Origin of the sequence: Halomonas sp. GXIMD04776 (genome assembly GCF_049808615.1) — a bacterium.
In the GTDB taxonomy this organism is placed as follows: Bacteria; Pseudomonadota; Gammaproteobacteria; order Pseudomonadales; family Halomonadaceae; genus Modicisalibacter.
Genome location: NZ_JBNCAN010000032.1, coordinates 17,923 through 41,420 on the forward strand (window position 1 = coordinate 17,923; position 23,498 = coordinate 41,420).

At 60.1% G+C, this 23,498-nt stretch carries 19 protein-coding genes and 1 pseudogene; 14 read left to right on the forward strand and 6 right to left on the reverse strand.

Going from position 1 to position 23,498, the window contains the following annotated elements; translation table 11 throughout:
* Positions 1 to 24: 24 nt before the first annotated feature.
* On the forward strand, positions 25 to 1,485 hold the full coding sequence (gene sbcB, locus ACPF7Z_RS17800) for an exodeoxyribonuclease I (RefSeq protein WP_425194583.1): 1,461 nt from the start codon (positions 25 to 27) through the stop codon (positions 1,483 to 1,485).
* A gap of 61 nt (positions 1,486 to 1,546) precedes the next feature.
* Here sbcB and ACPF7Z_RS17805 read toward each other — a convergent pair whose 3' ends face one another.
* Positions 1,547 to 4,375: an insulinase family protein gene (locus ACPF7Z_RS17805; protein WP_425194584.1), complete on the reverse strand. Its 2,829-nt coding sequence runs from the start codon at positions 4,373 to 4,375 to the stop codon at positions 1,547 to 1,549.
* Complete coding sequence (locus ACPF7Z_RS17810) at positions 4,375 to 5,061, reverse strand: SOS response-associated peptidase (RefSeq protein ID WP_425194585.1); 687 nt, start codon at positions 5,059 to 5,061, stop codon at positions 4,375 to 4,377. The genes ACPF7Z_RS17805 and ACPF7Z_RS17810 overlap by 1 nt, the downstream gene beginning before the upstream one ends.
* Positions 5,062 to 5,341: 280 nt before the next feature.
* Here ACPF7Z_RS17810 and ACPF7Z_RS17815 point away from each other — a divergent pair, with 280 nt between their 5' ends.
* Both ACPF7Z_RS17815 and ACPF7Z_RS17820 read left to right on the forward strand, forming a co-directional pair.
* Entirely contained in the window at positions 5,342 to 5,956 is a 615-nt protein-coding gene (locus ACPF7Z_RS17815; RefSeq protein WP_425194586.1) for a TetR/AcrR family transcriptional regulator, read from the forward strand.
* Positions 5,953 to 7,869 (forward strand): MFS transporter, encoded by a 1,917-nt coding sequence (locus tag ACPF7Z_RS17820; protein WP_425194587.1) that lies wholly within the window; start codon positions 5,953 to 5,955, stop codon positions 7,867 to 7,869. The genes ACPF7Z_RS17815 and ACPF7Z_RS17820 overlap by 4 nt, the downstream gene beginning before the upstream one ends.
* Before the next feature lie 9 nt (positions 7,870 to 7,878).
* Here the strand turns inward: ACPF7Z_RS17820 and ACPF7Z_RS17825 are convergent, their stop codons facing one another.
* Both ACPF7Z_RS17825 and ACPF7Z_RS17830 read right to left on the reverse strand, forming a co-directional pair.
* Complete coding sequence (locus ACPF7Z_RS17825; protein WP_425194588.1) at positions 7,879 to 9,156, reverse strand: HlyC/CorC family transporter; 1,278 nt, start codon at positions 9,154 to 9,156, stop codon at positions 7,879 to 7,881.
* Positions 9,157 to 9,247: 91 nt separating this feature from the next.
* Positions 9,248 to 10,048 (reverse strand): cytochrome C assembly family protein, encoded by an 801-nt coding sequence (locus ACPF7Z_RS17830; protein ID WP_425194589.1) that lies wholly within the window; start codon positions 10,046 to 10,048, stop codon positions 9,248 to 9,250.
* 249 nt (positions 10,049 to 10,297) lie between these two features.
* Between ACPF7Z_RS17830 and ffh the strand changes: the two genes are divergently transcribed.
* The 11 genes and pseudogenes from ffh (at position 10,298) to ACPF7Z_RS17885 (ending at position 21,041) form a co-directional block, all read left to right on the forward strand.
* The gene (gene ffh, locus ACPF7Z_RS17835) at positions 10,298 to 11,731 is read left to right on the forward strand and encodes a signal recognition particle protein (RefSeq protein WP_425194590.1); all 1,434 of its coding nucleotides are present in this window, start codon (positions 10,298 to 10,300) and stop codon (positions 11,729 to 11,731) included.
* Between the two features lie 161 nt (positions 11,732 to 11,892).
* Positions 11,893 to 12,162 (forward strand): 30S ribosomal protein S16, encoded by a 270-nt coding sequence (gene rpsP / locus ACPF7Z_RS17840; RefSeq protein WP_425194591.1) that lies wholly within the window; start codon positions 11,893 to 11,895, stop codon positions 12,160 to 12,162.
* 15 nt (positions 12,163 to 12,177) lie between these two features.
* Entirely contained in the window at positions 12,178 to 12,735 is a 558-nt protein-coding gene (rimM, locus tag ACPF7Z_RS17845; protein ID WP_425194592.1) for a ribosome maturation factor RimM, read from the forward strand.
* A gap of 61 nt (positions 12,736 to 12,796) precedes the next feature.
* On the forward strand, positions 12,797 to 13,600 hold the full coding sequence (trmD, locus tag ACPF7Z_RS17850; protein ID WP_425194601.1) for a tRNA (guanosine(37)-N1)-methyltransferase TrmD: 804 nt from the start codon (positions 12,797 to 12,799) through the stop codon (positions 13,598 to 13,600).
* Between the two features lie 113 nt (positions 13,601 to 13,713).
* Positions 13,714 to 14,070 (forward strand): 50S ribosomal protein L19, encoded by a 357-nt coding sequence (gene rplS, locus ACPF7Z_RS17855; RefSeq protein ID WP_425194593.1) that lies wholly within the window; start codon positions 13,714 to 13,716, stop codon positions 14,068 to 14,070.
* A 92-nt stretch (positions 14,071 to 14,162) separates the two neighbouring features.
* Complete coding sequence (gene xerD / locus ACPF7Z_RS17860; RefSeq protein ID WP_425194594.1) at positions 14,163 to 15,065, forward strand: site-specific tyrosine recombinase XerD; 903 nt, start codon at positions 14,163 to 14,165, stop codon at positions 15,063 to 15,065.
* 3 nt (positions 15,066 to 15,068) lie between these two features.
* Positions 15,069 to 15,806: a DsbC family protein gene (locus ACPF7Z_RS17865; protein WP_425194595.1), complete on the forward strand. Its 738-nt coding sequence runs from the start codon at positions 15,069 to 15,071 to the stop codon at positions 15,804 to 15,806.
* Positions 15,807 to 15,868: 62 nt separating this feature from the next.
* Complete coding sequence (locus tag ACPF7Z_RS17870) at positions 15,869 to 17,185, forward strand: homoserine dehydrogenase (protein WP_425194596.1); 1,317 nt, start codon at positions 15,869 to 15,871, stop codon at positions 17,183 to 17,185.
* 3 nt (positions 17,186 to 17,188) lie between these two features.
* On the forward strand, positions 17,189 to 18,589 hold the full coding sequence (thrC, locus tag ACPF7Z_RS17875) for a threonine synthase (RefSeq protein ID WP_425194597.1): 1,401 nt from the start codon (positions 17,189 to 17,191) through the stop codon (positions 18,587 to 18,589).
* On the forward strand, positions 18,586 to 20,388 hold the full coding sequence (gene recJ / locus ACPF7Z_RS17880) for a single-stranded-DNA-specific exonuclease RecJ (protein ID WP_425194598.1): 1,803 nt from the start codon (positions 18,586 to 18,588) through the stop codon (positions 20,386 to 20,388). Before thrC ends, recJ begins: the two co-directional genes overlap by 4 nt.
* Positions 20,389 to 20,430: 42 nt before the next feature.
* Positions 20,431 to 21,041, forward strand: a pseudogene (locus ACPF7Z_RS17885) (YitT family protein).
* Positions 21,042 to 21,115: 74 nt separating this feature from the next.
* Here the strand turns inward: ACPF7Z_RS17885 and ACPF7Z_RS17890 are convergent.
* Entirely contained in the window at positions 21,116 to 22,366 is a 1,251-nt protein-coding gene (locus ACPF7Z_RS17890; RefSeq protein WP_425194599.1) for a WD40 repeat domain-containing protein, read from the reverse strand.
* On the reverse strand, positions 22,353 to 23,498 hold a 1,146-nt coding region (locus tag ACPF7Z_RS17895; protein ID WP_425194600.1), incomplete at its 5' end, for a hypothetical protein. The genes ACPF7Z_RS17890 and ACPF7Z_RS17895, both read right to left, overlap by 14 nt.

The following is a 23,498-nucleotide window of genomic DNA, read 5'->3' on the forward strand; positions in this document are numbered from 1 at the left end:
TTTCCATCGGCGTGGAGAGCGGTCATGGCGCAGCGTGGCGCGTTGCAGCACACCTTTCTTTGGCACGACTATGAAACCTTCGGCGCCGATCCCAGACGTGATCGGCCCTCCCAATTTGCTGCCATTCGCACCGACGAGGATTTCAATCAGATCGGTGAGCCCCTGATTCTCTACAGCAAACCGGCGGATGACTATCTTCCTCATCCCCAAGCTTGTTTGATCACGGGTATCACGCCGCAGACGGCCCAGCGACGCGGTCTTCCTGAAGTCCAGTTCGCTCAGCGCATCAATGCCGAGATGAGCGTTCCCGGTACTTGTGCCCTAGGTTATAACAGTCTGCGCTTCGATGATGAAGTCTCGCGGCATCTGTTCTATCGCAATTTTCTCGATCCCTATGCGCGGGAGTGGCAGAACGATAATTCGCGCTGGGACCTGATCGACGTGGTGCGCGCTTTTCATGCGCTGCGCCCGGAAGGTATCGAATGGCCGGCCCGGGACGACGGCTCACCCAGCTTCAGATTGGAGCACCTGACGGCTGCCAATGGTATCGAGCATGTCGGCGCTCACGATGCCTTGGCCGACGTGCGCGCGACCATTGCCCTGGCGCGATTGCTCAAGGCGCGGAACCCTCGGTTATTCGATTACCTGCTTAGGCTACGCAGCAAGCGTGAGGCGGCCAAGCTATTGGATATCCCTTCGCACAAGCCAATGCTGCATATTTCGCGGCGCTATCCGGCCAGTCGCGGTTGTGGCGCCCTGGTCGTGCCCCTGGCCGAGCATCCCTCCAATCCCAATGGGGTCATCGTTTACGACCTGTCCGTCGATCCCGCGCCCCTCTTTGCGCTTTCCGCCGAAGAAGTACGTGACCGAGTGTTTGCCAGTGCCGATGAGCTGGCCGAAGGTGACACGCGGATTCCCCTCAAGATCGTGCATATCAACCGCAGCCCGGTGTTGCTGCCGTTGGCCGCCGTGACCGACGAGGTGGCCACCAGGCTCAAACTCGATCGTGCTCAATGCGAGGCTCACTGGAAGACGCTTTGTGCCAATCCCGAGGCAGCGCGCAAGGCCGCCGCGGTATTTGCCAAGGGGCCGGCGGAAGGACCGCAAGACCCGGATATGATGCTTTATAGCGGTGGTTTTTTCTCGCCGGCGGATCGCCAGGAGATGCAACGGGTGCTCGAGACATCACCCGAGGCGCTAGCGAATACCGTCTTCGCTTTTCAGGACCCGCGACTCGAGGAGATGCTGTTCCGTCTGCGTGCGCGCAACTATCCAGATACGCTCACAAGTGAAGAGCAGGCGCAATGGGAGGGCTATCGCTGGGCACGTATGAACGACAATACGTTGGGCATACTGACGCTTAAGGGATTCGCCCGAGAGATCGAGCGGCTTAACCAGATGTCCCTCGAGGATCACGAACGCCAGGTGCTGGAAGAGCTGGTCATGCATGTGGAGGCGATGATGCCGGCCCAGGCCTTCGGTTAGCCGAAAGCTTGCATGGTTCGATAAAGATGCCCGCGCCAGATTTGGCGCAGGCTTTCGTATGTCACTCCTGCTTTCGAAGCGGCACATAATCCTCGGTAAGGGACAGAACATCGCTGGGCACGCTGCCCGAGGCGAATGTTACCTGCTGTATCGGTGCCTTGCGTAGCGCTTGCCAGGCTTGACGCACACGCTCGGCATCCAGCTCCGAGACGCGTTTGGCCAGGCGTTCACGCCGGTCGAAGTCGGTATCATCGAATGCCAGCTCATACCACAGACGACTGGTCAGGCTGGATAGCGACGGATCGCGTTCGAGCAGTCGATCCTTTACCGCATCACGATAAGGCGCTAGATCCTCGTCGTCGAGTTGATCGATGCGCTGATCGAAACCCTTCAAGAACGCATCGATACGTGACTGGATATGATTGACCTCGGCGCTGGGAGACTGCACCAGCAGATTAAGCCCAGGGGCATCCAGCAATGGCTGGTAGCCGGCGTTGACGATATAGCCCAACTGCTCTTCGGTACGTAGCTGGGAATAGAAGGGTGTCCCGATCATCTGCCCAAGTACCGCCAGCGTGGCTTGACTGGTCAGCGAACGGTCAGGGCCTTGCAGATAGCGCAGGACCGCCTGATCGTTACGGGTGGATGTTGGATGCAACGTAGCAGCCGAGGGGGGCACGTCGAGTGTCACCAAATCCGGGATGGCGGCGTCGTCAAGCTCGGGCGACAACGTGTTGGCGACCAACAAACCTTCGCGCCGGGCGAGTTCAGGGGATAGATTGCCGACCGCCATGCTCTCGATATGCAGTTGTGCGATAAATTGACGGCGAAACTCACGTAGATCCTCGACCTCAAGGGAGTCGAGGGCCTCAAGCAATGCGTCATCCGGCCACTGGGGGCGAATCAAGGCGTTGCTCAGAGTGCGCTGCATCTGCTGATAAAGAGGCGACTGGGGGGCGTTACGCCATTCGCGCATCAGGCCGAGCTTCACCCGGGCGAAGGTGTCCGTCTCGATATCCGCCTGCTTGAGCTGCTCGAGCACGCGACGCAACACCTGCTCCTGACGATCGCGCCAGCCCGACAGCGAGAGAGTGATGCCACGGCCGTGGGCATAGGCCGAAAAATTCTGGCCGGCCAGGCGCGCCGGGTAAAGCACCTCGTTGAGACTGTCGTTCAGCCAGCCTGCCAGCAGCTGGGCGAGAGCCGCCTGGTGCGCGCTACTCGAGGCTTTTGGATTCTGCAGACTGAAGCGCCATTCGGCCCGGGGCGTGCCGAACTCGCTATCGGGACGATACCATAGCGCATAGGTTTCCTTGTCGATCAGGGCGCGAGGCTTAACGGTTTCAAGATCGAGTAACTCGAGATTCTCGGCGATATAAGGGTTGCGATTGGGTAGCGCTAGATCCTCCAATGGCGCTGCCTCGGGCCAGTGGCCGATGGAGGTGAGCCGATAGGGAGCATCGAACCATTGTGTCGTCTGCTGCGCCTCGACATCCGGAGCGCTGTAGACCCGTAGCAGATTCTCCGGAGTCATTTGGGCGAGCAGTTCCCGCACCTGGTCTTTTTCGAAGCCATCCATGCGGTAGCGGCCATACTGAATATCCTTGAGTGGATAGCGCGCCATGTTCATCGCCATGCGGCTGGCGAGATGCAAAGGTTCGCCGCGTTGTTGAAAACGGAACTCCTGCTCGTTGAGTTGCGCTTGCTCGTCGTAACGCCAGTCCTCAAGTCCGTTTTCACGGATGCGCTCGATCATCGCAAACAGGCTCGCCTGAATGCGCGCCAAGTGCTTGGTGCCTTCCGGTGTCAGGCTGATGCTGACCGCGAACAGGGCGTCGTCGCCGTCGCCACGCATGCTGCCAGCGGAAAGGCCATCCGCCCAGCCTTCACGGCGCAGGGCGGCGAGCAGACTGCCTTCACCCTCATGGCCAAGCAGGTTGCCCAGATATTCCAACGACTTATGACGATAGTCGCTGACAGGGTCCTCTGTCGGGAACAGGAAATGCACCTGACGGCTATTTTCCAGGCTCTTGACTTCCAGGCGTGCCGGCACGAGCTCGGGGGTCAGCAGCTTCTCGGGAATCTCCGGGCGGGACAGGCCCCGGTCGGGGATCGCGGCGAATCTTTCACGCACCCAGCTCTCCAGCTCATCGAGTGGCTGTGGCGCGACGATGGAGAGGTGCATGACCTTGGCGCCGTAGTGATCTTCATAGAAATCGGTCAATGCCTGGCGCAAAGGCACTTTGCCATCCTGCAGGGTCTTGAGGCTGCCTACCGAGAACCCGGTGGCCGGATGCGCCGGGTTGAGGGCCTGATCCATCGCCTCGTCGAGCCGCCGGCCGTCGTCGCGCAGCCGAGCCTGATATTCCGAGTGCACGGCATTGCGCTCGCGCTCGACATATTCTTCATTGAATAGCGGTGCGACGAAGAATTGGCTGAAGCGATCGAGTGCCTCGGGTAGGGCCTTGGGTTCGATGTCGAAGAAGTAATTGGTGTCCTGGTCGGCGGTGAAGGCGTTGTGATTGCCGCCATGACGACTGATGAACTGCTGGTAGCTATTCGCCTCGGGATAACGCTCGGTGCCCAGAAACAGCATGTGTTCGAGAAAATGCGCAAGGCCAGGGATCTTGTCGGGGTCCTGGGCACTGCCTACCGACACGTTCATCGCCGCTGCGGCCTTATCGGCATCAGAATCGCTGACCAACAAAACCTCGAGGCCGTTATTCAGCGTCAGGGTGCGATAATCGCGCTCATCGTTGGGACTGACGATCGGGGCATTGGCAGCTTCGCTGTTTGCGTCATCGGCGCTGGCCATCCCTGAGAGGCTCAAGAGAACCAGGCTCGCCAGCAGGTGTCGGCCAAAAAGCCAACGGGGTCTCGGGGTGTGCATCATTTCTCCTGTTCGCTTTGCCAGCGAGCCATGTTACCCGTGGGGTAGGCACACGCCCAATCCTGGCAGGAAGGATCATTCACTCGTCTTGATACCGGAAAAGCGCCCAACAGTTCCAAAGGGGCCGGCAACAAGTGGTCACGAACCTGCTCGAGCGGCGTCTCGGGGTCGAGCCACGCCTCGGCGTAAGACGGGTCTATAACCGCCGGAAATCGATCCGTCAGCGGCGCCAACAGTGGATTGGCAGGCATCGTAATCAGTGCCGTGGAGTCGGTGTAGGCGGTAAGCGTGGTGTGAAAGCGTACCCACAGCGCTCCCAGCAACATGGGGCCACGATCGACGCGGGTTACCAGGAAGGGTTGCTTCCAGCGGGGTAGGGCTTTCCATACATAGACACCACTTACGGGGATCAGACAGCGCCGCGCCGCAAAGGCTTCGCGAAACATGGCGCGCTCTTCCAATGATTCCACCCGTGCGCAGTGTGACGCATGATCGAGCACCTTGAGCCAGGGAGGGGTCAGTCCCCAAAAGGCGTCGACCAGTTTCGGACGACCTTGTTCGAGACGAATGATCGAGAGGGGGCGGCGAGGCGCCAGGTTGGGAGAGGTGTTCAGTGGCTGATCGACTGCCAGACGCGGCAGCAGACCGTCAAGCGACAAGGAGGTAATGTGCAGGCGTCCAGCCATGAATGACAACTCCTGGTGACCTACTGGCAAGAATGAAGGCGCCAGGGTAGCCAAGTCCTGGTGGTGTGCCAATCAGGCTGATGCAACAAGCACGCCCAATGCATTCGGGCCTTTCGCCGAGCACCTGGACCTGCGACTGCGCACTGATTCTTCGCACTCATGAGCGCATCAAGACTTGCGTTTGAGCGTGGGGTCGATATGCTTGTCGAAAACACTGTTCGACCACCGCCGCGTCGCTTTCTTCACGTTTCCGGCGCACGAGTCGCAAGACGAGGTAATCATGGCACGTCCAAGACAACATGCACCTGAGGCCTTGCACGCCCAGGTCATGGCGGCATGCGACGCGTGGTTGCAGGAAAATCCCGTGCGCCTGCTTTCCTTGCGCGCACTCGCTCGGGAGATAGGCTGCGCCCCGAGTACGCTGCTCAAACTCTATGGTAGCTTCAACAATCTGCTGCAGTACGTCAACATCGAAACCCTGGATCGCCTGCGCGCAGCCGTGGAAGGCATGAGTGGCGAAACAGCCAAGCCTCAGCTCAAGGCATTGGCCATGGCCTATTGGCAATTTGCGCAAAAGGATCCTTATCGATGGCAATTGCTGTTCGATTATCCCTTGGCTCAAGAAGGCGAGCTGGATCAACGTCAAAATATCATGATCGAAGGGCTGTTCGTTCGAGTCGAGGCCACGCTGAAAGAGCATCAGCCCAATCTCGACGATCTTGCTGCGCGGCGTATGGCACGCACTCTGTGGGGTAGCGTACATGGCCTGGTGCAACTAGGCCTCAACGAGCGTTTAGGCTATTGGCAGGGCCAGCCACTCGAGGTCGGAGAGCTGCTCGATCAGTTGTTGACGACGATTCTCGATGGTCTCAGGTGCGACAAGAGCGAGCCGTGAGCGGATCGCTTCTCACCCAGCGTCGTTTCGCCCCTTTCTTCTGGACGCAAGCCTTGGGGGCGTTCAACGACAACCTGTTCAAGAATATCCTGCTGCTGCTGTTGACCTTCGTGGCCGTGCCTCGCTATGGGTGGGACACCGGGCTGCTCAATAACCTGGCAGCGGGGCTGTTCATTCTGCCGTTTTTGCTGTTTTCCGCCTGGGGCGGTTCGCTGGCGGATCGTCATGACAAGCAGCATCTCATTCGGCGCCTCAAGTTACTCGAACTCGTCACCATGAGCGTGGCGGCTCTGGCGGTGTGGTTCGAACAGTTTGCCCTGTTGCTGGCGTTGCTGTTCATGATGGGGACCCAGTCGGCCCTGTTCGGGCCGGTGAAGTATGCCATTCTGCCCCAGCACCTGCCGACCACCGAGCTGGTCCGGGGCAATGCCTGGGTCAATCTGGGCACCTTCCTCGCGATTCTGTTCGGCACCCTATTGGCAGGTGTGCTCGCAGCACTTGAGGGTGCCTGGGCGCGAGGCTCCATTGCCGCTGCCCTGGTCAGCATTGCATTGCTGGGCTATCTGGTCAGCTTGAAGGTGCCGACGGCGCCATCAAGCGCCCCGGGTCGAGTAAACTGGCGCCCCGTCACCGCCAGCATACAAATCCTGCGGGACAGCTGGCGCCATCCCCGTCTGTTTAGAGGGTTGATTGGCATCAGCCTGTTCTGGTTTTTGGGTGCCAGTTATCTGACGCAACTTCCGGCCTGGGTGCGCGATGTCGTGCACGGTGGCGAGACGGCGGTCAGTGCGCTGTTGGCAGCCTTCGCTTTGGGGGTTGGTGGAGGAGCGCTTCTGTGCGCCCGGCTGTCCGCAGGGCGTCTGGAGATGGGGTTGGTGCCGCTGGGAGCGCTGCTGATCGGCGTTGCCGGTTTCGATTTGGCGCTGCAGCCAGCCATCGCCGGTGATCAGATTCCGCTGATCGAGCTGGCCCAGTCGCTCAGTTTCTGGCGGATGATGCTGGATCTGGCGCTGATCGGAGCCGGCGGCGGGCTCTATATCGTACCGCTGTACACCCTTGTGCAACTTGAAAGCCGAGATGACAATCGTGCGCGAATGATCGCTGCCAATAATCTACTCAACTCCCTGTTCATGATCGTCGCGGCACTCTTCGGTATCGTCATGCTGACCATGATCGCCGTATCGTTGCATGTCTTCTTTGCCGCACTGGCGATCATCGCCCTGATAGCTGGCGCCGGCATTCTGGCATCCAGTCCCCGCGCCGTACTGCGGCTGATCATCTTCGCGCTGATGCATGTACTGTATCGCCTGCGCTTCGCGGGGCGGGCACATATCCCCACCAAGGGGCCTGCATTGGTGGTATGCAATCATGTCAGTTTCATGGATGCCTTGATTCTGGGGGGGGCGTGCCCGAGGCCCATGCGCTTTCTGATGGACCAGCCGATCTACGAGTCGCCCTGGCTGAACTGGTTCTTTCGCATCGCCGGTGCCATTCCGGTGGATTCGGATCGGCGTGATCCCGGTGGGGTGCGGCGTGCGCTGGACAAGGTGAGTATGGCCTTGCGCAATGGCGAGGTCGTGATGCTGTTTCCGGAGGGTCGCTTGACCAAGGATGGCCACGTTCACCGTTTTCGTCGGGGTATCGATATCATTCTGTCGCGGGACGCGGTACCGGTGGTGCCAGCCGCCCTGGCGGGGCTTTGGGGGTCCTGGACCTCTAACTGCGGAGGACCGGCGTTGGGCAAGCCGCCACGTCGTTTTCGTGCTCGGGTCGTGTTGGCGTTCGGGACGCCGGTGACCGCGGAACAGGCGGATAGCGCAACGCTCGAGGCGCGCGTACGCGAACTGAAACGTGACGCCGAGCAGCAATTGCTGGGGCGTTCAGCCCAAGAGCGATATCAACTCGACGATTAGAGGCTAAATCTAGGCGCGGGGACGACGCACATGCTGCCAGCATCGTGCGGAAGTAATCAGGTTGTCCTTGACCTGCAGGATTTCCATGCGTGTCGTGCCTAGTTGCAGGCAGGCTGGCGCATCGGGAAAGGACTCCAGGTGCTCGAGGATCAATCCATTGAGGGTCTTGGGGCCGTTGGTGGGAAGTTGCCAGCCGAGGGCCTTGTTGATTTCCCGAATGTTCGCCGTGCCTTCGATGACATAGCTGCCATCGTCCTGAGGATAAAAGTCCTGATGCATGCCGGCAACATCGGTGGTGAATTCGCCGACGATCTCCTCGAGGATGTCCTCCAGCGTCACCAGCCCTTCCACATCACCATACTCGTCCACCACGATGCCGATACGACGTTTGTGCTGCTGAAAGTTGAGCAATTGAGTATGGAGAGGGGTGGATTCGGGAATGAAGTAAGGTTCTCGTGCCTCTTGAACGATCGCCGCCTTGGTGACTTCGGGTTTCGACAGAAATCGGGCGGCGTTGCGTAAATGCAGGATGCCGATGATGTTGTTGATATCCCCTTTATAGACCGGTACCCGAGTATGCTGACTGGAGCGAATCTGAGCGAGAATGCTCGTCAGATCATCATCGAGATCGATGCCGGACACCTCGTGCCGCGGCACCATGATGTCATTGACGGTGACATTTTCGAGGTCGAGGATCGACAGCAGCATCGACTGGTGACGTCGAGGAATCATGGCACCGGCCTCATGCACCACGGTGCGTAATTCATCGCGGGTCAGATTGTCTGCACCGCCTTGAATGTTACGCACGCCCAGCAGGCGCAGCAAACCGTTGGAAATGGCGTTGACCAGCCATACCAGGGGATAGAGAACCTTGAGCAGCGGCTCCAGCGCCAGGGAGGACGGATAGGCAATGCGCTCGGGCTTGATGGCCGCATAGGTCTTGGGAGTCACTTCCGCGAATATCAGCACCACGATGGTGAGTAGCAGAGTGGCCACGGCCGGCCCGGAGACCTCGCCAAAGAAATGAATGGCGATGATGGTGGCGATGGACGCCGCAAGATTGTTGACGAAGTTGTTGCCGATCAGGATGACACCGATGAGACGGTCCGGGCGGCTGAGCAAACGCATCACTCGCTTTGCGGCTTTTTCACCGCTCTTGGCCTGATGGCTTAGACGATAGCGGTTGATCGACATCATGCCAGTCTCGGAACTGGAAAAGTAAGCAGAGAGGCAGATGAGTAAAAAAAGCAGTCCGAACAGCAGTCCCAGGGGGATGTCGTCGCTCAAGGTCTGAAAATCCTAAATCAAGTATCAGGCTTGTTTGTAGGGAATCGGCGCCTACGCTGTCAAGATGGCAGGGCTTCATCGAAATGGTGCGTCAGGCGGCGGTAAAGACTACCTGGAGGGCAAACTTGCTGCCGAAATAGGCAAGTAGCAGAAGCGCGCAGCCTCCCAGGGTCCAGCCAGAAGCGCGGGTACCGCGCCAACCTAGCACATGATGTCCCGCTAGCAGTAGCGCGAAAATGATCCAGGCGGCAAAGGAAAGTACGGTTTTGTGCACCAGATGCTGGGCAAACATGTTGTCTAGAAAAATCATGCCGCTGATCAGCGACACGGTCAGCAGCAGCATGCCCGCCCAGATCAATTCGAAAAGCAGCCGCTCCATGGTGGCCAGGGGTGGCAGTACCTGCACGATGCCCCGTGTGCGATGATGACGCAACGCCTGATTCTGACGTGCCAGCAAAAGCGCCTGTACCGCGGCGATGGCGAACAGGGAAAAAGCCAATGCCGACGAGAGTATGTGCACCAGGATACCAGGAGAGGCGCCGACCTGATGGTCAGAGGAAGGCAGGCCGATCATCAATATGATGGCGAGGGCCGCCAGAGGAAAGAGAGCCGCGGCGGCACTGAGTACCGGTTTGATGAAGCTGACCGCCAATAGGAGCAGGGCGATCAGCCAGCTGATCAACGAGGCGCTGGTGGAAAGACCGAGATCGAGCATGTCGGCATCGCCCAGACTGATCGCAACGACCACGCCATGACAGGCAATCGCCAGCAGGCCAATGCTGCGCACCAGTGCCGGACGCTGCGGCACGCGTCGCAATAGTGCCAGCCCTTGCCAGGAGCCGGCGCCTAGATAGAAGGCGATGGCGAGTAATGCGAAGGGAAGCGCCTGCATTGTTAGGCTCTACTGTCCTTGGCCGGGAATGAACGGTTTAAAGAGAATCGATTAGCGCCACTATACAGAATCCCCGGATCAGCGCCCAGCGGTTCGACGCTGACAATATACGATGTTGTGTCAGGGTGCATGGAGACTATGGGCATGAGCACGTATAATTCCGTTCCACGATGAGGTGCGCCTGCCCCAGTACGAGGCGCCTGGAAAATTCAACCCAGCGCACCTTGGCATCCAACGCCGGAGAGCCCCATGTTTGAAAATCTGTCGGAGCGTCTATCGCGCACGCTCAAATCGGTGACCGGTCAAGCCAAGCTGACCGAAGACAATATCAAGGATACGCTACGTGAGGTGCGTCGTGCGCTGCTCGAGGCCGACGTGGCACTGCCGGTGGTCAAGGCCTTCATCGAGCGGGTGCGTGAAAGGGCTGTGGGTCAAGAGGTTTCTCGCAGCCTGTCGCCGGGCCAGCAATTCGTCAAGATCGTCCAGCAGGAGCTGGAAGCGATCATGGGCGAGGCCAATGAAGGGCTTGTGCTCAAGGGTACGCCGTCGGTCATTTTGATGGCGGGTCTGCAGGGCGCGGGCAAGACCACTTCAGTGGCTAAGCTGGCGCGTTTCCTGCGTGAGCGCGAGAAGAAGAGGGTGTTGGTGGTCTCTACCGATGTCTATCGCCCGGCGGCGATCGACCAGCTCGAAACGCTGGCCAAGGAAGTGGCCGTCGACTTCTTCCCCTCGAGTAGCGATCAGCGCCCGGTGACCATCGCCGAAGCTGCGCTGAAGCACGCCAAGATCCAGTTTCACGATGTGGTGATCGTCGACACCGCCGGTCGCCTGCATGTCGACAGCGACATGATGGCCGAGATCCAGGCCTTGCATAAGGCGGTTGACCCGCAGGAGACTTTATTCGTCGTCGATGCCATGACGGGCCAAGACGCCGCCAATACGGCCAAGGCTTTCCATGAGGCACTGCCCTTGAGCGGGGTGATCCTGACCAAGGCGGATGGTGACGCCCGCGGCGGTGCGGCCTTGTCGGTACGCCATATCACCGGCAAGCCGATCAAGTTCATGGGCATGGGCGAGAAGGTTGATGCCCTCGAACCGTTTCATCCCGACCGGGTGGCCTCGCGCATCCTGGGCATGGGCGATGTACTGTCGCTTATCGAGGAGGCCGAGCGCACCGTCGATAAGGGCAAGGCGGAAAAGCTTGCCAAGAAATTCAAGAAGGGCGAAGGCTTCGATCTCGAGGACTTTCGTGATCAGTTGCAGCAGCTCAAGAAAATGGGCGGCATGGGCGGCATGATGGCCAAGCTGCCCGGCATGGGACAAATGGCCGAGGCGGCCCAAAGCGCCGGTGCTGAGAAGGAGTTTGGCAAGCTCGAGTCCTTGATCAATTCGATGACTCCTAAGGAGCGCCGCAAGCCTGATATCATCAATGGATCTCGTAAGCGACGCATTGCTGCCGGTGCCGGCCTGCAGGTGCCGGATCTCAACCGTCTGCTCAAGCAGCACAAGCAGATGCAGAAGATGATGAAGAAGGTCGGCAAGAAGGGTGGCATGCAGAAGATGATGCGTGGTATGTCCGGTGCGCTGCCGCCTGGAATGGGAGGAGGCCCTGGCGGGATGGGCGGTCCTGGTGGCATGGGAGGCCCCGGTGGTATGGGCGGTGGAGGCTTCTCGAGGCGCTGACACCGATACCATTGCCAGGAAAAGGTTCCCAATGCCGGCGGATTTCCGTAGAATATCGCGTCTTCATGGCGGGCTGTGGCTACGCGCAGCTCGCGGCTGCAATCGCGGTCATGAATCTGTGTCGTAAAAACATCGAAATCAACCGAAGGACTGATAACGCAATGGTTACCATTCGTTTGGCACGGAGTGGCGCCAAGAAGCGTCCCTTCTATCATCTGACCGTCAGCGATTCACGCAACTCTCGCGATGGTCGTTTCATCGAGCGCGTCGGCTTCTTCAATCCGGTCGCCCGTGGCCAGGAAGAGCGCCTGCGCGTCGATCTGGATCGCATCAGTCATTGGCAAGGCCTGGGTGCTCAGGCATCCGAGCGTGTTGTCGAGCTGATCAAGGAAGCACGCAAGCAGCAGGCCGCGGCTCAGGCCACGGCGTAAGAGACGAACATCGTCATGCCGGATGGCGCGGGGATCAAGTCCGAAGAGGTCGTTTCAGGCGGCTACGTTGTGTTGGGCAAGTTGACCAGTCCCTACGGTGTGAAGGGCTGGCTCAAGGTGTATTCATACACCAGTCCGATGGAGGGTATCCTCGACTACACCGAGTGGGTGCTCGAGCAGCGCGGTCATAGAACGACGCGACGGCTGATCCAGGGGCGTCGTCAAGGCAAGGGATTGGTTGCGAGCCTGGAGGGAATTGACTCCAAGGAACAGGCGGAGTCGTTGGCGGGGGCCCAGATATTGTTGCCCAAGCGGGCATTGCCTGAACTCGCCTCGGGCGATTATTACTGGTACCAATTGGAAGGTCTGCGGGTGGTAACGCTCAGCGGTGTTGATCTTGGCCGTGTGACCTACCTATTCGAGACCGGTGCCAACGATGTATTGGTCGTCAAGGGCGATATGGACAGCGTCGATGACAAGGAACGGTTGCTGCCCTTTCTGCCCGATGAGGTCATCCGTGAGACGGATCTGGCCGCCGGTACGATGACGGTGGACTGGGATCCTGAATTCTGAATCGAGGCACAAGCGCCATCGAGATACCGGGCCAGACGAACTCGGCCCCATGGGAACTGCCGTGTGGATTGGTGTCGTTACCCTGTTTCCGGAGATGTTTGGCGCCCTGACGGATCACGGCGTGGTCGGGCGGGCGGTCAAGAGGGGATTGCTTGAACTCGATTTCTGGAATCCTCGGGATTACGCCATGGATCGACATCGAACGGTAGACGATCGTCCTTATGGCGGTGGCCCCGGCATGTTGATGAAGGTCGACACCCTGCGCCAGGCGATCCATGCTGCTCGGGCTGAAGGGGAACAACGCTTCGGCATGCCGCCCAAGGTAATCTATTTGTCGCCTCAGGGGCGACCACTGGATCAGTCAGGGGTGCAGCAGCTGGCCGCCACCGGTCCGTTGGTGGTGGTGGCAGGACGTTACGAGGGCATCGACGAGCGGGTAATCGAAAGCGACATCGATCAGGAGTGGTCGATCGGCGACTATGTGCTCAGTGGTGGTGAGTTGCCGGCGATGGTACTGATCGATGCGGCGGCAAGACTGGTTCCCGGAGTGCTGGGTCATGAGGCCTCTGCCGCCGAGGACTCCTTCGCCGATGGTCTGCTGGACTGCCCACACTATACCCGTCCTGAAGTGATCGATGGACGGCAGGTGCCGGACGTTCTATTGAGTGGCAATCATGCCGCCATCAGACGCTGGCGATTGAAACAGTCGCTGGGGCGCACCTGGCTCAGGCGTCCTGAATTGTTGCAAAGTCAGATATTGAACGCAGAACAGCACCGTTTGCTGGATGAGTTCATCGAAGAATACGCCGCAAAGGCGGAGGAGCGTGGTGGTCAGGATTCGGTCATGGCGGATCAGACCGATTGAGCACCCCGCGCGTCACCCATAGTGTCGTTCCCGTGTCGCTTAGCGCCGGGATCACATGCCAGGCGAGTATATTGGAAAAGTCGCTTGGCCCCTATCAGTCAAGGAGTCGTAACATGAGTGGCAAGAACAAGGTGATCCAGGCGCTCGAAGCCGAACAGATGGAAAAGACCATCCCGGCCTTCGCTCCGGGCGATACCGTGGTCGTACAGGTCAAGGTTGTTGAGGGGAGTCGTGAACGCCTCCAGGCCTTTGAAGGCGTGGTCATCGGCAAGCGCAGCCGCGGTCTGAACTCCGCCTTCACCGTGCGCAAGATTTCTCATGGTGTGGGTGTCGAGCGTACCTTCCAGACTTATAGCCCACTGGTAGCAGCCATTGATGTCAAGCGTCGTGGCGACGTGCGTCAGGCCAAGCTGTACTATCTTCGCGAGCGTAGCGGTAAGTCAGCACGCATCAAGGAAAAGCTGGGCTAAAACGCCTGCTTGTCCAATGAAACGAAACCTCGCTACTGCTTTTTTGCGGTGCGAGGTTTCGTTGTGTCTGGCCCGGAGTTGCCAGTAGCCTTATGAGTGAGCCGCAAAACGATAACGATCTGATCGATGCCTTTCTGGATGTTCTCTGGCTGGAGCGCGGTGCCAGTGAACATACCTTGGCGAGCTATCGTCATGATCTGGAAGCCTGGCGCTGCCACCTGGCATCTCTTGGTCGCCGCCTGCTGACTCCGGGCAATGATGCATTGCCGGAGTGGCTGAGCATTCGACGCGAGGAAGGCTATAAGCTCCGCAGTAACGCCCGGCTATTGTCCACCCTGCGAGGTTTCTATCGCTGGTTGCTGGCTCAAGGTGTCATTGATGGCGATCCCCTCAATGAGGTGCGACTGCCCCGTTTCAAGGCGGCACTCCCCGACACCCTCGATGAAGCGGAGGTGGAGCGTCTGCTGGCCACGCCGGATACAGATACTCCTCTAGGACTGCGTGACCGCACCATGCTCGAAGTATTGTATGGTTGTGGTCTGCGTGTCACGGAGCTTATCAGCCTACGCCTGGATAGCATCAACCTGCGCCAGGGGGTGGTGCGGGTACTGGGCAAGGGCGACAAGGAGCGCCTGGTGCCGCTGGGAGAAGAGGCCCAGCTCTGGATAGAGCGCTACCTGCGCAGTGGGCGTGGAGAACTGATGGCGGACATTCGCCGGCCTCCCCTGTTTCCAGGACGTGGCGACGGCTTCATGACCCGCCAGACCTTCTGGCATCGCATCAAACACTATGCGCAGCTTGCTGATATTGCGAAACCGCTATCGCCGCATACCTTGCGTCACGCCTTCGCCACGCATCTTTTGAATCATGGTGCCAACTTGCGGGTCGTGCAGCTATTGCTAGGTCACAGTGATCTATCCACCACGCAAATTTACACGCATGTGGCTCAAGCGCGACTAGAAGCGCTGCATGCCGAACATCATCCTCGAGGTTGAGTAATGAAACGATTGTGCAGGACATTGTTGAGCGCGCTACTGGTTGTCATCAGTATGAACATGGCTTTGGCCGATACCGACACACGCGCATTGAAAGAGGGGTTGAGGATTAATGGCAAGTCGGTACCGGTAGCGTCCGTCAAACGAACACCCCTGGAGGGTATCTTCGAGGTACGCCTTGAGAGTGGCGAAACGCTATACAGTGATGCGCGCGGCGAGCACTTCGTGGTGGGCAACCTGTTTGCCAATCGTGATGACGGTTTGGTCAATCTGACCCAGCAAGCACAAGACGCGGTGCGTGCCGAGCGTCTTGCCAAGATTCCCAAGGAAGACAAGGTGATCTTTCGCGGTGAGCAAGCGCCCAAGGCGACACTTCAGGTGTTCACCGACGTGACCTGCCCCTATTGTCGCAAGCTCCATGAGGAAGTGCCCGAATTGAACGAAATGGGCATCGAAGTGCAGTATCTGGCCTTTCCGCGCAGCGGTTTGAATTCCGAGGGCGCACGTCTCATGCAGCAGATCTGGTGTGCGCCCAATCCCAGTGAAGCGATGAGCGCCGCCAAGCGTGACGAAACTCTTGATGTTGAGCCGGACTGCGACAATCCGGTCGCGGACCAGTATCATTTGGGACGGGAACTGGGTGTGCAGGGGACACCGGCCATCGTGTTCCAGGACGGGCGCATGGTGCCGGGCTATGTTCCGGCCGAACGGTTGGCGGCCATGCTGGGTATCGAGGAATGAGCCGATTGTCGGCTGACGCGAAGCGTACATAGAAGCGTATTTAGAAAAAGAGGAGCATGACCTTGAAACCGGTGAGAGTGGGGATCTGTGGGCTGGGTACGGTCGGTGGCGGTACCTTCAACGTGTTGACACGCAACGCCGAGGACATTGCGCGCCGAGCAGGGCGGCCGATCGTCATCGAACAGGTCGGCGCACGGCGCACGAATCCCGACTGTGACACCACCGGTGTCGACGTCACCGAGGATATCTTCGCGGTCGCCCGTAATCCCGATGTCGATGTGCTGGTGGAATTGATCGGTGGCTACGACGTTGCTCGTGATCTGGTGCTGACCGCCATCGAGCACGGCAAGCATGTGGTCACCGCCAATAAGGCGTTGATCGCCGTCTATGGCAACGAGATCTTCCAGGCCGCACACGCCAAGGGGGTGATCGTCGCTTTCGAGGCCGCCGTGGCCGGCGGCATCCCGGTCATCAAGTCGCTACGCGAAGGGCTCGGTGCCAATCGTATCCAGTGGCTCGCGGGTATCATCAATGGCACCGGCAATTACATCCTCACCCACATGCGTGACGAAGGCCGCGCCTTCGAAGACGTATTGGCCGAGGCCCAGGCGCTGGGCTATGCGGAGTCCGACCCGACCTTCGATGTCGAAGGCATCGATGCCGCGCACAAGCTGACCATCCTGGCCTCCATCGCCTACGGCGTGCCGTTGCAGTTCGACAAGGCCTACACCGAGGGTATCTCGCGGATCACTGCCGACGATGTCGAGCAGGCCGACAACCTTGGCTACATCATCAAGCATCTGGGCATCTCCAAACGCACCGACGCGGGCTTGGAGCTGCGCGTGCATCCCACCCTGATTCCCAAGCAGCGTCTGCTGGCCAGCGTGCATGGTGTCAAGAACGCCATTGCGATCATGGGTGATGCGGTAGGGCCGACGCTTTATTATGGCGCCGGCGCCGGCGCCGAGCCGACCGCCTCGGCGGTGGTTGCCGACCTGCTCGACGTAGCCCGTGACATCACCACCGCGCATCGCTATCGCGTCCCCTATCTGGCCTTCAGCGGCATCGTCGAGGGTGACGAGAGCCTGCCGATCATGCCGATGGAGGATATCGTCACCGCTTATTACCTGCGTTTGCTGGCAGTGGATCGCCCCGGGGTGCTGGCGCGAGTGGCGACGATCCTGTCCGAACAGGGTATTTCCATCGAGGCGATCATCCAGAAAGAGGCCACCGAGGGCGAGCTGGTGCCGATCATTCTGCTGACGCATCGTACCCGGGAAAAGAACATGAACGAAGCGATCCGACAGTTGGAGTCGCTGGCGGACATTGCCGGGCCGGTGACGCGGATTAGGGTCGAATCCCTCGACGAGCAGGAATAAATCATGCGCTATATCAGCACCCGCGGGCAGGCGCCTGCACTGAGTTTCGAAGAAGTGGTGCTCACCGGCATGGCCAATGATGGTGGGCTCTACGTGCCAGAGACGGTGCCGCAGCTTTCAGCGGACGAACTCGCCGACATGGCCGGGCTTTCGTATGCGGAGATCGCCTTCAGAGTGATGAAACCGTTCGTTAACGGCGAGATCGACGACGATACCTTCCGCGAGATCGTCCACGAGGCTTACGCCACCTTTAGCCACGATGCCGTGGTGCCGCTCAATCAGCTCGACGCCAACCACTTCCTGCTCGAACTGTTTCATGGTCCGACGCTGGCCTTCAAGGACGTCGCTTTGCAACTGCTCGGGCGCATCCTCGATCATTTCCTGCAGAAGCGCGGCGAGCGCGCGGTGATCATGGGTGCCACCTCTGGCGACACCGGCTCGGCGGCCATCGAGGGTTGCCGTCATTGCGACAACCTCGACATCTTCATCCTCCACCCGCACAACCGAGTGTCCGAGGTGCAGCGCCGACAGATGACCTCGGTGTTGGCCGACAATGTCTTCAACATTGCCATCGAAGGCAACTTCGATGATGCCCAGGCGATGGTCAAGGCCAGTTTCGCCGACCAGTCATTCCTGAGCGGCGCTCGACTGATCGCGGTGAATTCGATCAACTGGGCACGCATCATGGCCCAGATCGTCTATTACGTGGCCGCCGGCGTGGCGCTGGGCGCGCCTCGGCGCGAAATCAGCTTCTGCGTGCCCTCCGCCAACTTCGGTAACGTTTTTGCCGGCTACATGGCCTACAAGATGGGCCTGCCGGTCAAGCAGTTCGTTATTGCCACCAACGCCAACGACATTCTGCATAGAACTCTCGCCGACAACGATTTCTCCAAGCGTGAACTCGAGGCGACTCTGGCACCCTCCATGGATATCGTGGTGTCGTCGAACTTTGAGCGCCTGCTGTTCGACGCCTATGACCAGGACGGCGATGCGGTACGCGAACTGCTCGAACGGTTCCAGCAGGAACCGACCGCGCTGGCCGAGGCGCCATTAGGCAGGCTGCGCGAGCGCTTCACCAGTCATAGCGTCGACGATGCCACGATTCTCGAGGTGATTCGGGAGGCGCATCATCGCACCAAGGAGTTGCTCGACCCGCATACCGCTACCGGCTATCGGGCCGCGCAGGCGTGTCGGGGGGACTCCGCCATTCCCATGGTGACGCTTGCCACCGCTCATCCGGCCAAGTTCGCCGATGCGGTGGTCAAGGCCGGTTTCTCCGGCGTGCCGCTACCGACACACATGGATGACCTGCTCGAGCGCGAGGAACGCTACAGCGTGCTGCCGGCGGAGCTCGAGGCAATCCAGGCATTCGTCGCTGATCATCGGCGTCCGGAGGATAGGTGACTTTCGATGTTGTCGAACGCGCCTTGAGCGAGACGCTACGCCGACGCATCCAGCCGCGCCAGCGTGACGAAGCGCTTTATCAACGGGCCCTGGAGGCCGGACTTTCAGAGCTACAGGCGCGAGTGTTGGCGGGTCGCTTGAGCGGGTATGCCGGTGAACTGGAGCCACTGACCACGCCCAGTCTGCGCCATCTCGAACACCCGGAGAAACTGGCGGACGCTCGTTGTAGCGCCGAACGCATTGCCCGCGCCGTCACCGAGGGTGAGCATATCGGCATCCTCACCGACTACGACGTGGATGGCATCACCTCCCATGTGGTGATCCTGCGCGCGCTCAACGAGGTGTTCGGCGTGCCGTCCCACAAACTGCACAGCCTGATCGGGCATCGCATCAACGATGGTTACGGCATCAGCCTGCCGTTGGTTGAACGTACCCTGGCGTTGTCGCCCCGGCCCAGCCTGGTGATCACCGCCGATTGCGGCTCCTCGGACGAACCACGTATTGCTCGGCTTCGCGAGGCAGGCATCGACGTCATCGTCACCGATCACCATGCGCTTCCATTAGAGGGCCCGCCGGCCTCGGCCTACGCCACGGTCAATCCGACCCGCGACGACTGCGGTTTCCCCGACACCACTATCGCCGGCTGCATGGTCGCCTGGCTGACGATGTCGCTGACACGCGCCGTACTGATCGAGCTCGGCGTGCTCTCACCCTCGACGCCCAAGCTGTCCCCCTGGCTCTCCTACGTGGCCCTCGGCACCGTGGCGGATTGCGTGTCGCTAGGCGGTAGTGCCATCAACCGCGCCGTAGTCACCCAGGGCCTGACGTTGATCAACCGTATGGAGGCCGCCTGCTGGCGAGCAATGGCCGAGCGGCTGGGCGCCGACAGCGTGCCCTTCGACGCCGAAACGCTGGCCTTCCAGATGGGGCCGCGAATCAACGCCCGCTCGCGGCTCGACGATCCCTACGCGGCCTTGCATTTCATGCTCGCCGCCGACGAGACCAGTGCGCGGACGCATCTTGAGGTGCTCGATCAGGACAACCAGTCGCGCAAGGCCATCGAGAGCGACATGGCCGACACCGCCCGCACTCTGGCGATGGACGACCTGGCCGCGGGGGAGCAGGTGCTGGTAATCTTTTTGGAGGAGGGTCACGCTGGGGTGCAGGGCATCGTCGCCTCGCGCTTGGTGCAGGCCTTCGGTCGACCTGCCTTCGTGCTCACTCCCGCGGCGGCAACAGGAATGCTGACCGGCTCCGGTCGCTCCATCGAGGGGCTGCATCTGCGCGATGCTCTGCAGCGTGCCCATGATCTCACCCCCGAGGCGCTACCACGTTTCGGAGGGCATCGCGGCGCGGCGGGTATAGGTCTGCCCATCGAGCAGTTGGAAGCTTTCCAGAACGCACTGCGCCAAGCGGTCAACGAGCAACTCGGTGATCGTGAACTCTACCCCTGCGTCTTCACCGATGGTGAATTATTGGCACAGCAGTTGTCATTGAGCACCCTGGAGGAGCTCGAACGGCTGGCACCCTACGGACGCGAGTTCGATGCCCCGCTGTTCGAGGGCGAGTTCCGGGTCGAGAACCTGCGTGTGGTGGGGGCCGATGGCAGCCACCTGATGCTCGAACTGTCGAACGGCGGCGTCAGCACCCGGGCGATCTGGTTTCGCGCCTTGACGCCAGGAGAGGCACCGGCTTTCGGTCTGGGCGCGCGATTGCACTGCGCCTACAAGCTGTCGCGCAATCGTTGGAAGGGAAGGGAATCACTACAGCTGATGATCGAGCACGCCGAGGCTCTTTAGGCACGCCCGATCGCTTCCTTTATCTATCCACCAGGAAAGTCCATGGCTCAGGAAAGCGGCGAGCGGCATCATCTCTATGAAGATCTGCTTGCCATGCTGTTGGGCACACTCTTCGTCGCGTTGGGGATCACGTTCTATACGCAGTCGACATTGCTGACCGGCAGCACCGCGGGCCTGGCCTTGCTCGTGCAGTACGCCACAGGTGACCGCTTCGGAACGATCTTCTTCCTGATCAACCTGCCGTTCTACTATCTGGCGCTCAAGCGCCTGGGGTGGTGGTTCACCCTCAAGACGTTCGTTGCGGTACTGCTTGTGTCGCTGTTTGCGCAGCTGACGCCGGGTGGATAGCCCTCTTTGCGCTGCATCCGCTCTATGCGGCCTTGATGGGCGGCAGCCTGATGGGTATCGGCCTGCTGGTTCTTTTTCGCCACCGCATGAGCCTGGGCGGAATTGGCATCCTGGCCCTCTACCTGCAAGATCGCCACGGCATCCGCGCAGGCCTCTTCCAACTGGTCGTCGACGGGCTCATTCTGGTGGCGGCCTTCGCGGTCGTGGCACCGACGCAAGTCCTGCTGTCGGTGCTCGGCGCATTGGCGATGAACCTGATCGTGGCCATCAATCATCGCCCGGGGCGCTACATCGGCGTGAGCTAGGGCTGGTCAACCGCACGTCTTGGGCGCTCTGTTCGACGAGCAGGTTGGGGCAATCAATACCCACCCGCGCCCAGTCACTCGCCGATCCACTCCTTGGTCAGGGTGCGCGCCTCGGGGTCGTAACGATAGACGGTGATGCCACCGTCGCTGCGATGGCCGGTGACCAGCACCCTGGCCTTCGGCGCGGTGGCGATGCTCAGGCTGCGCAGGTAGGAGGCGGTGGAAGGATGCGGGTCATCGCCGAGATCGAAGTATTTCTGCGGCCAGGGGTTGCCCGCCTCGAACAGCGCGACCCAATGGGAGCGGTAACCGAAGCGCAGGAATTCCTCGCTGTCGTTGATGAAGGCCAGGGCGACGGTGGAGGTGGTCGTCAAATGACGACCACCCCAGCGATTCGGTTTATCGGCCATGGGCACAGGGATCAAGCCACTCTTGTCGAACTTGCGTGGATCGTCTAGATCGTAAGGCGAGTCTTCCAGGAAAATACCGCCCGTATAGCTAGCTAACCAGTTTTTTTTCTGAGGCCTCTCGGTGTTCCAATAAAGGCCAATGCCGTTTTCATCACCCGTAACGACCCATTGGCCATCGGGACTGATGGCGGCATCGACTTTGACGTTATTGCCCACAAGCTTGGCAATTGGTTTGAGTGTATGGATATCCCAGAGCACCACGCCGGCGTAGTTCGATGAAAAACGCAGATTGTCCAGCTGTCTAACAGGGGGATGCTCTTTGTCGATTGGCCGTTGGTCTACCTCTCTAAAACCGGTCCCGGCGGAAACCAGATAGCCATTCTTGGCCAGGCTGAGTTTCAGCATCTTGCCGCTACCGATAACACTTGGGCTATGGCTATCGCGCATCATGGGCGTTAATTTCTCCCCATGCCCATCGTAGATATCCCAGGTTTCAGTGGAAGCGAGATAGTGATCGAGCGACTCGTCCATGACATGCCCATAGGTGGGGAAATGCGTGAATTGCTGAATTACCTCGCCGTCGATCGTTTGTACCCGCACCTGGTCATTCAGGTCCTGCCACAGGAAGGCATGACGATCGTGTATAAAATAGGCGCTATAGATGTTGGCATTGGTGGAAAGAATCTCGCGGCTTCGTTGTTCCAAGTTCCACAACACTAAATGCTTGGATAGATGGGTGCTGATGGCGTAGCGACCATCGCTGGACACTCCCAATGCCATGACAGGCCCCAGCGTTCCACCAGGCTGCTTACTGCCAAGGGCACAACCTGTCAAAAGCATGGCCACGATCAAGGCAAAAACGCTTTTCAGGACATGCTGATCGAGTTGCCCCTTGCAACGCTTAATATTGGCCAAAGCGGGATTTCTCCTTGATGCGATTGATGATGCCTTCCTGATAGCTTTTCACGAAAATTTCCTCGGTGGGATACTTCATCGCCGAGTGTTCAAACAGCCATGGCGATTGGTTGACTTCATCAAATGTTAAGGAATTTAGTCTTGGCTCAAAAAACTCCTCCCTTCTCACTTCATCAAACCCCACCAATCCCAGCGCCGGCCTGATCCCTCCCTCCCTCGGCAGCCAGCCGTCACGCTGGCCCAGCTGCCGCAAGCGCTGGGCGAAGATCAACGCCAGGCGTTCGCTGATGTATCCCCGGTGGGCCAGGGGCTTGAGCAGGTCGTAGTCGGGCAGGGGTGTGGCGGGGTCCAGCGGTCCCGGCGGTGTCGCCGCCCTGACCCGCCGGGCTTCGTCGACGATGGCTTGGGTCAGGGCGTCCCAGGCGCGATCAAGCATGCGCCGCACGCTGGGGTCCTTGCGGGCTTCATGGCGCAGGTGCGGCATGAAGGCCACGTCCCATTGCCCTGGGGCCAACGCCTGCCCGCGTGCCAGGTAGTAACCGCTGAAATAACCCAGGCCCCCGGCCAGGACCGGCGGGAAGGTCCACCACTTCTTGGGGTAGGCGCCGCCCAGCGTGCCGGTGCGGTCGTCGCTGGAATCCGTCACGAAGGCACTCACCTGCTGCGCCCAGTCCCGGGGGTCGTACCACTCGCCGGTGTCCTCGTGCGCGGAGGGGCCGAGGATGCCGTCCTCGTGGGAATGCAGCACGACGATGTTGCGCACGGCGCGATGGGCGCTGGGGAAGGTGCCCATGCCCAGCGGGTGGACCTCGCGTCCCGGGCGCTCGGGATCGGGCGGGACCAGTTCGTCGCGGGGCGGGATGTCGGTGAAGGGGGTGTCCGGCGAGAGGGCATTGTCGGCCACCGCGGGTTGCCACAGGAACAGATGGTCGATGCGCTGCTGGACACCGCGCTCGCCGAGCAGGTTGAGGGCGGTCAGCGCCACCCGCGCTCCCAGGGAGTGGCCGATCATGTTGACCCGGATACCCGCCTCGAGCAACTGGCCGAGCACGTTGACCAGCCGGCGCCCGCTCTGCATGGCCACGAACTCGGCCTCGATGAAGGCGGTGGCGCCGGTGTCCCCGGGCCAGGC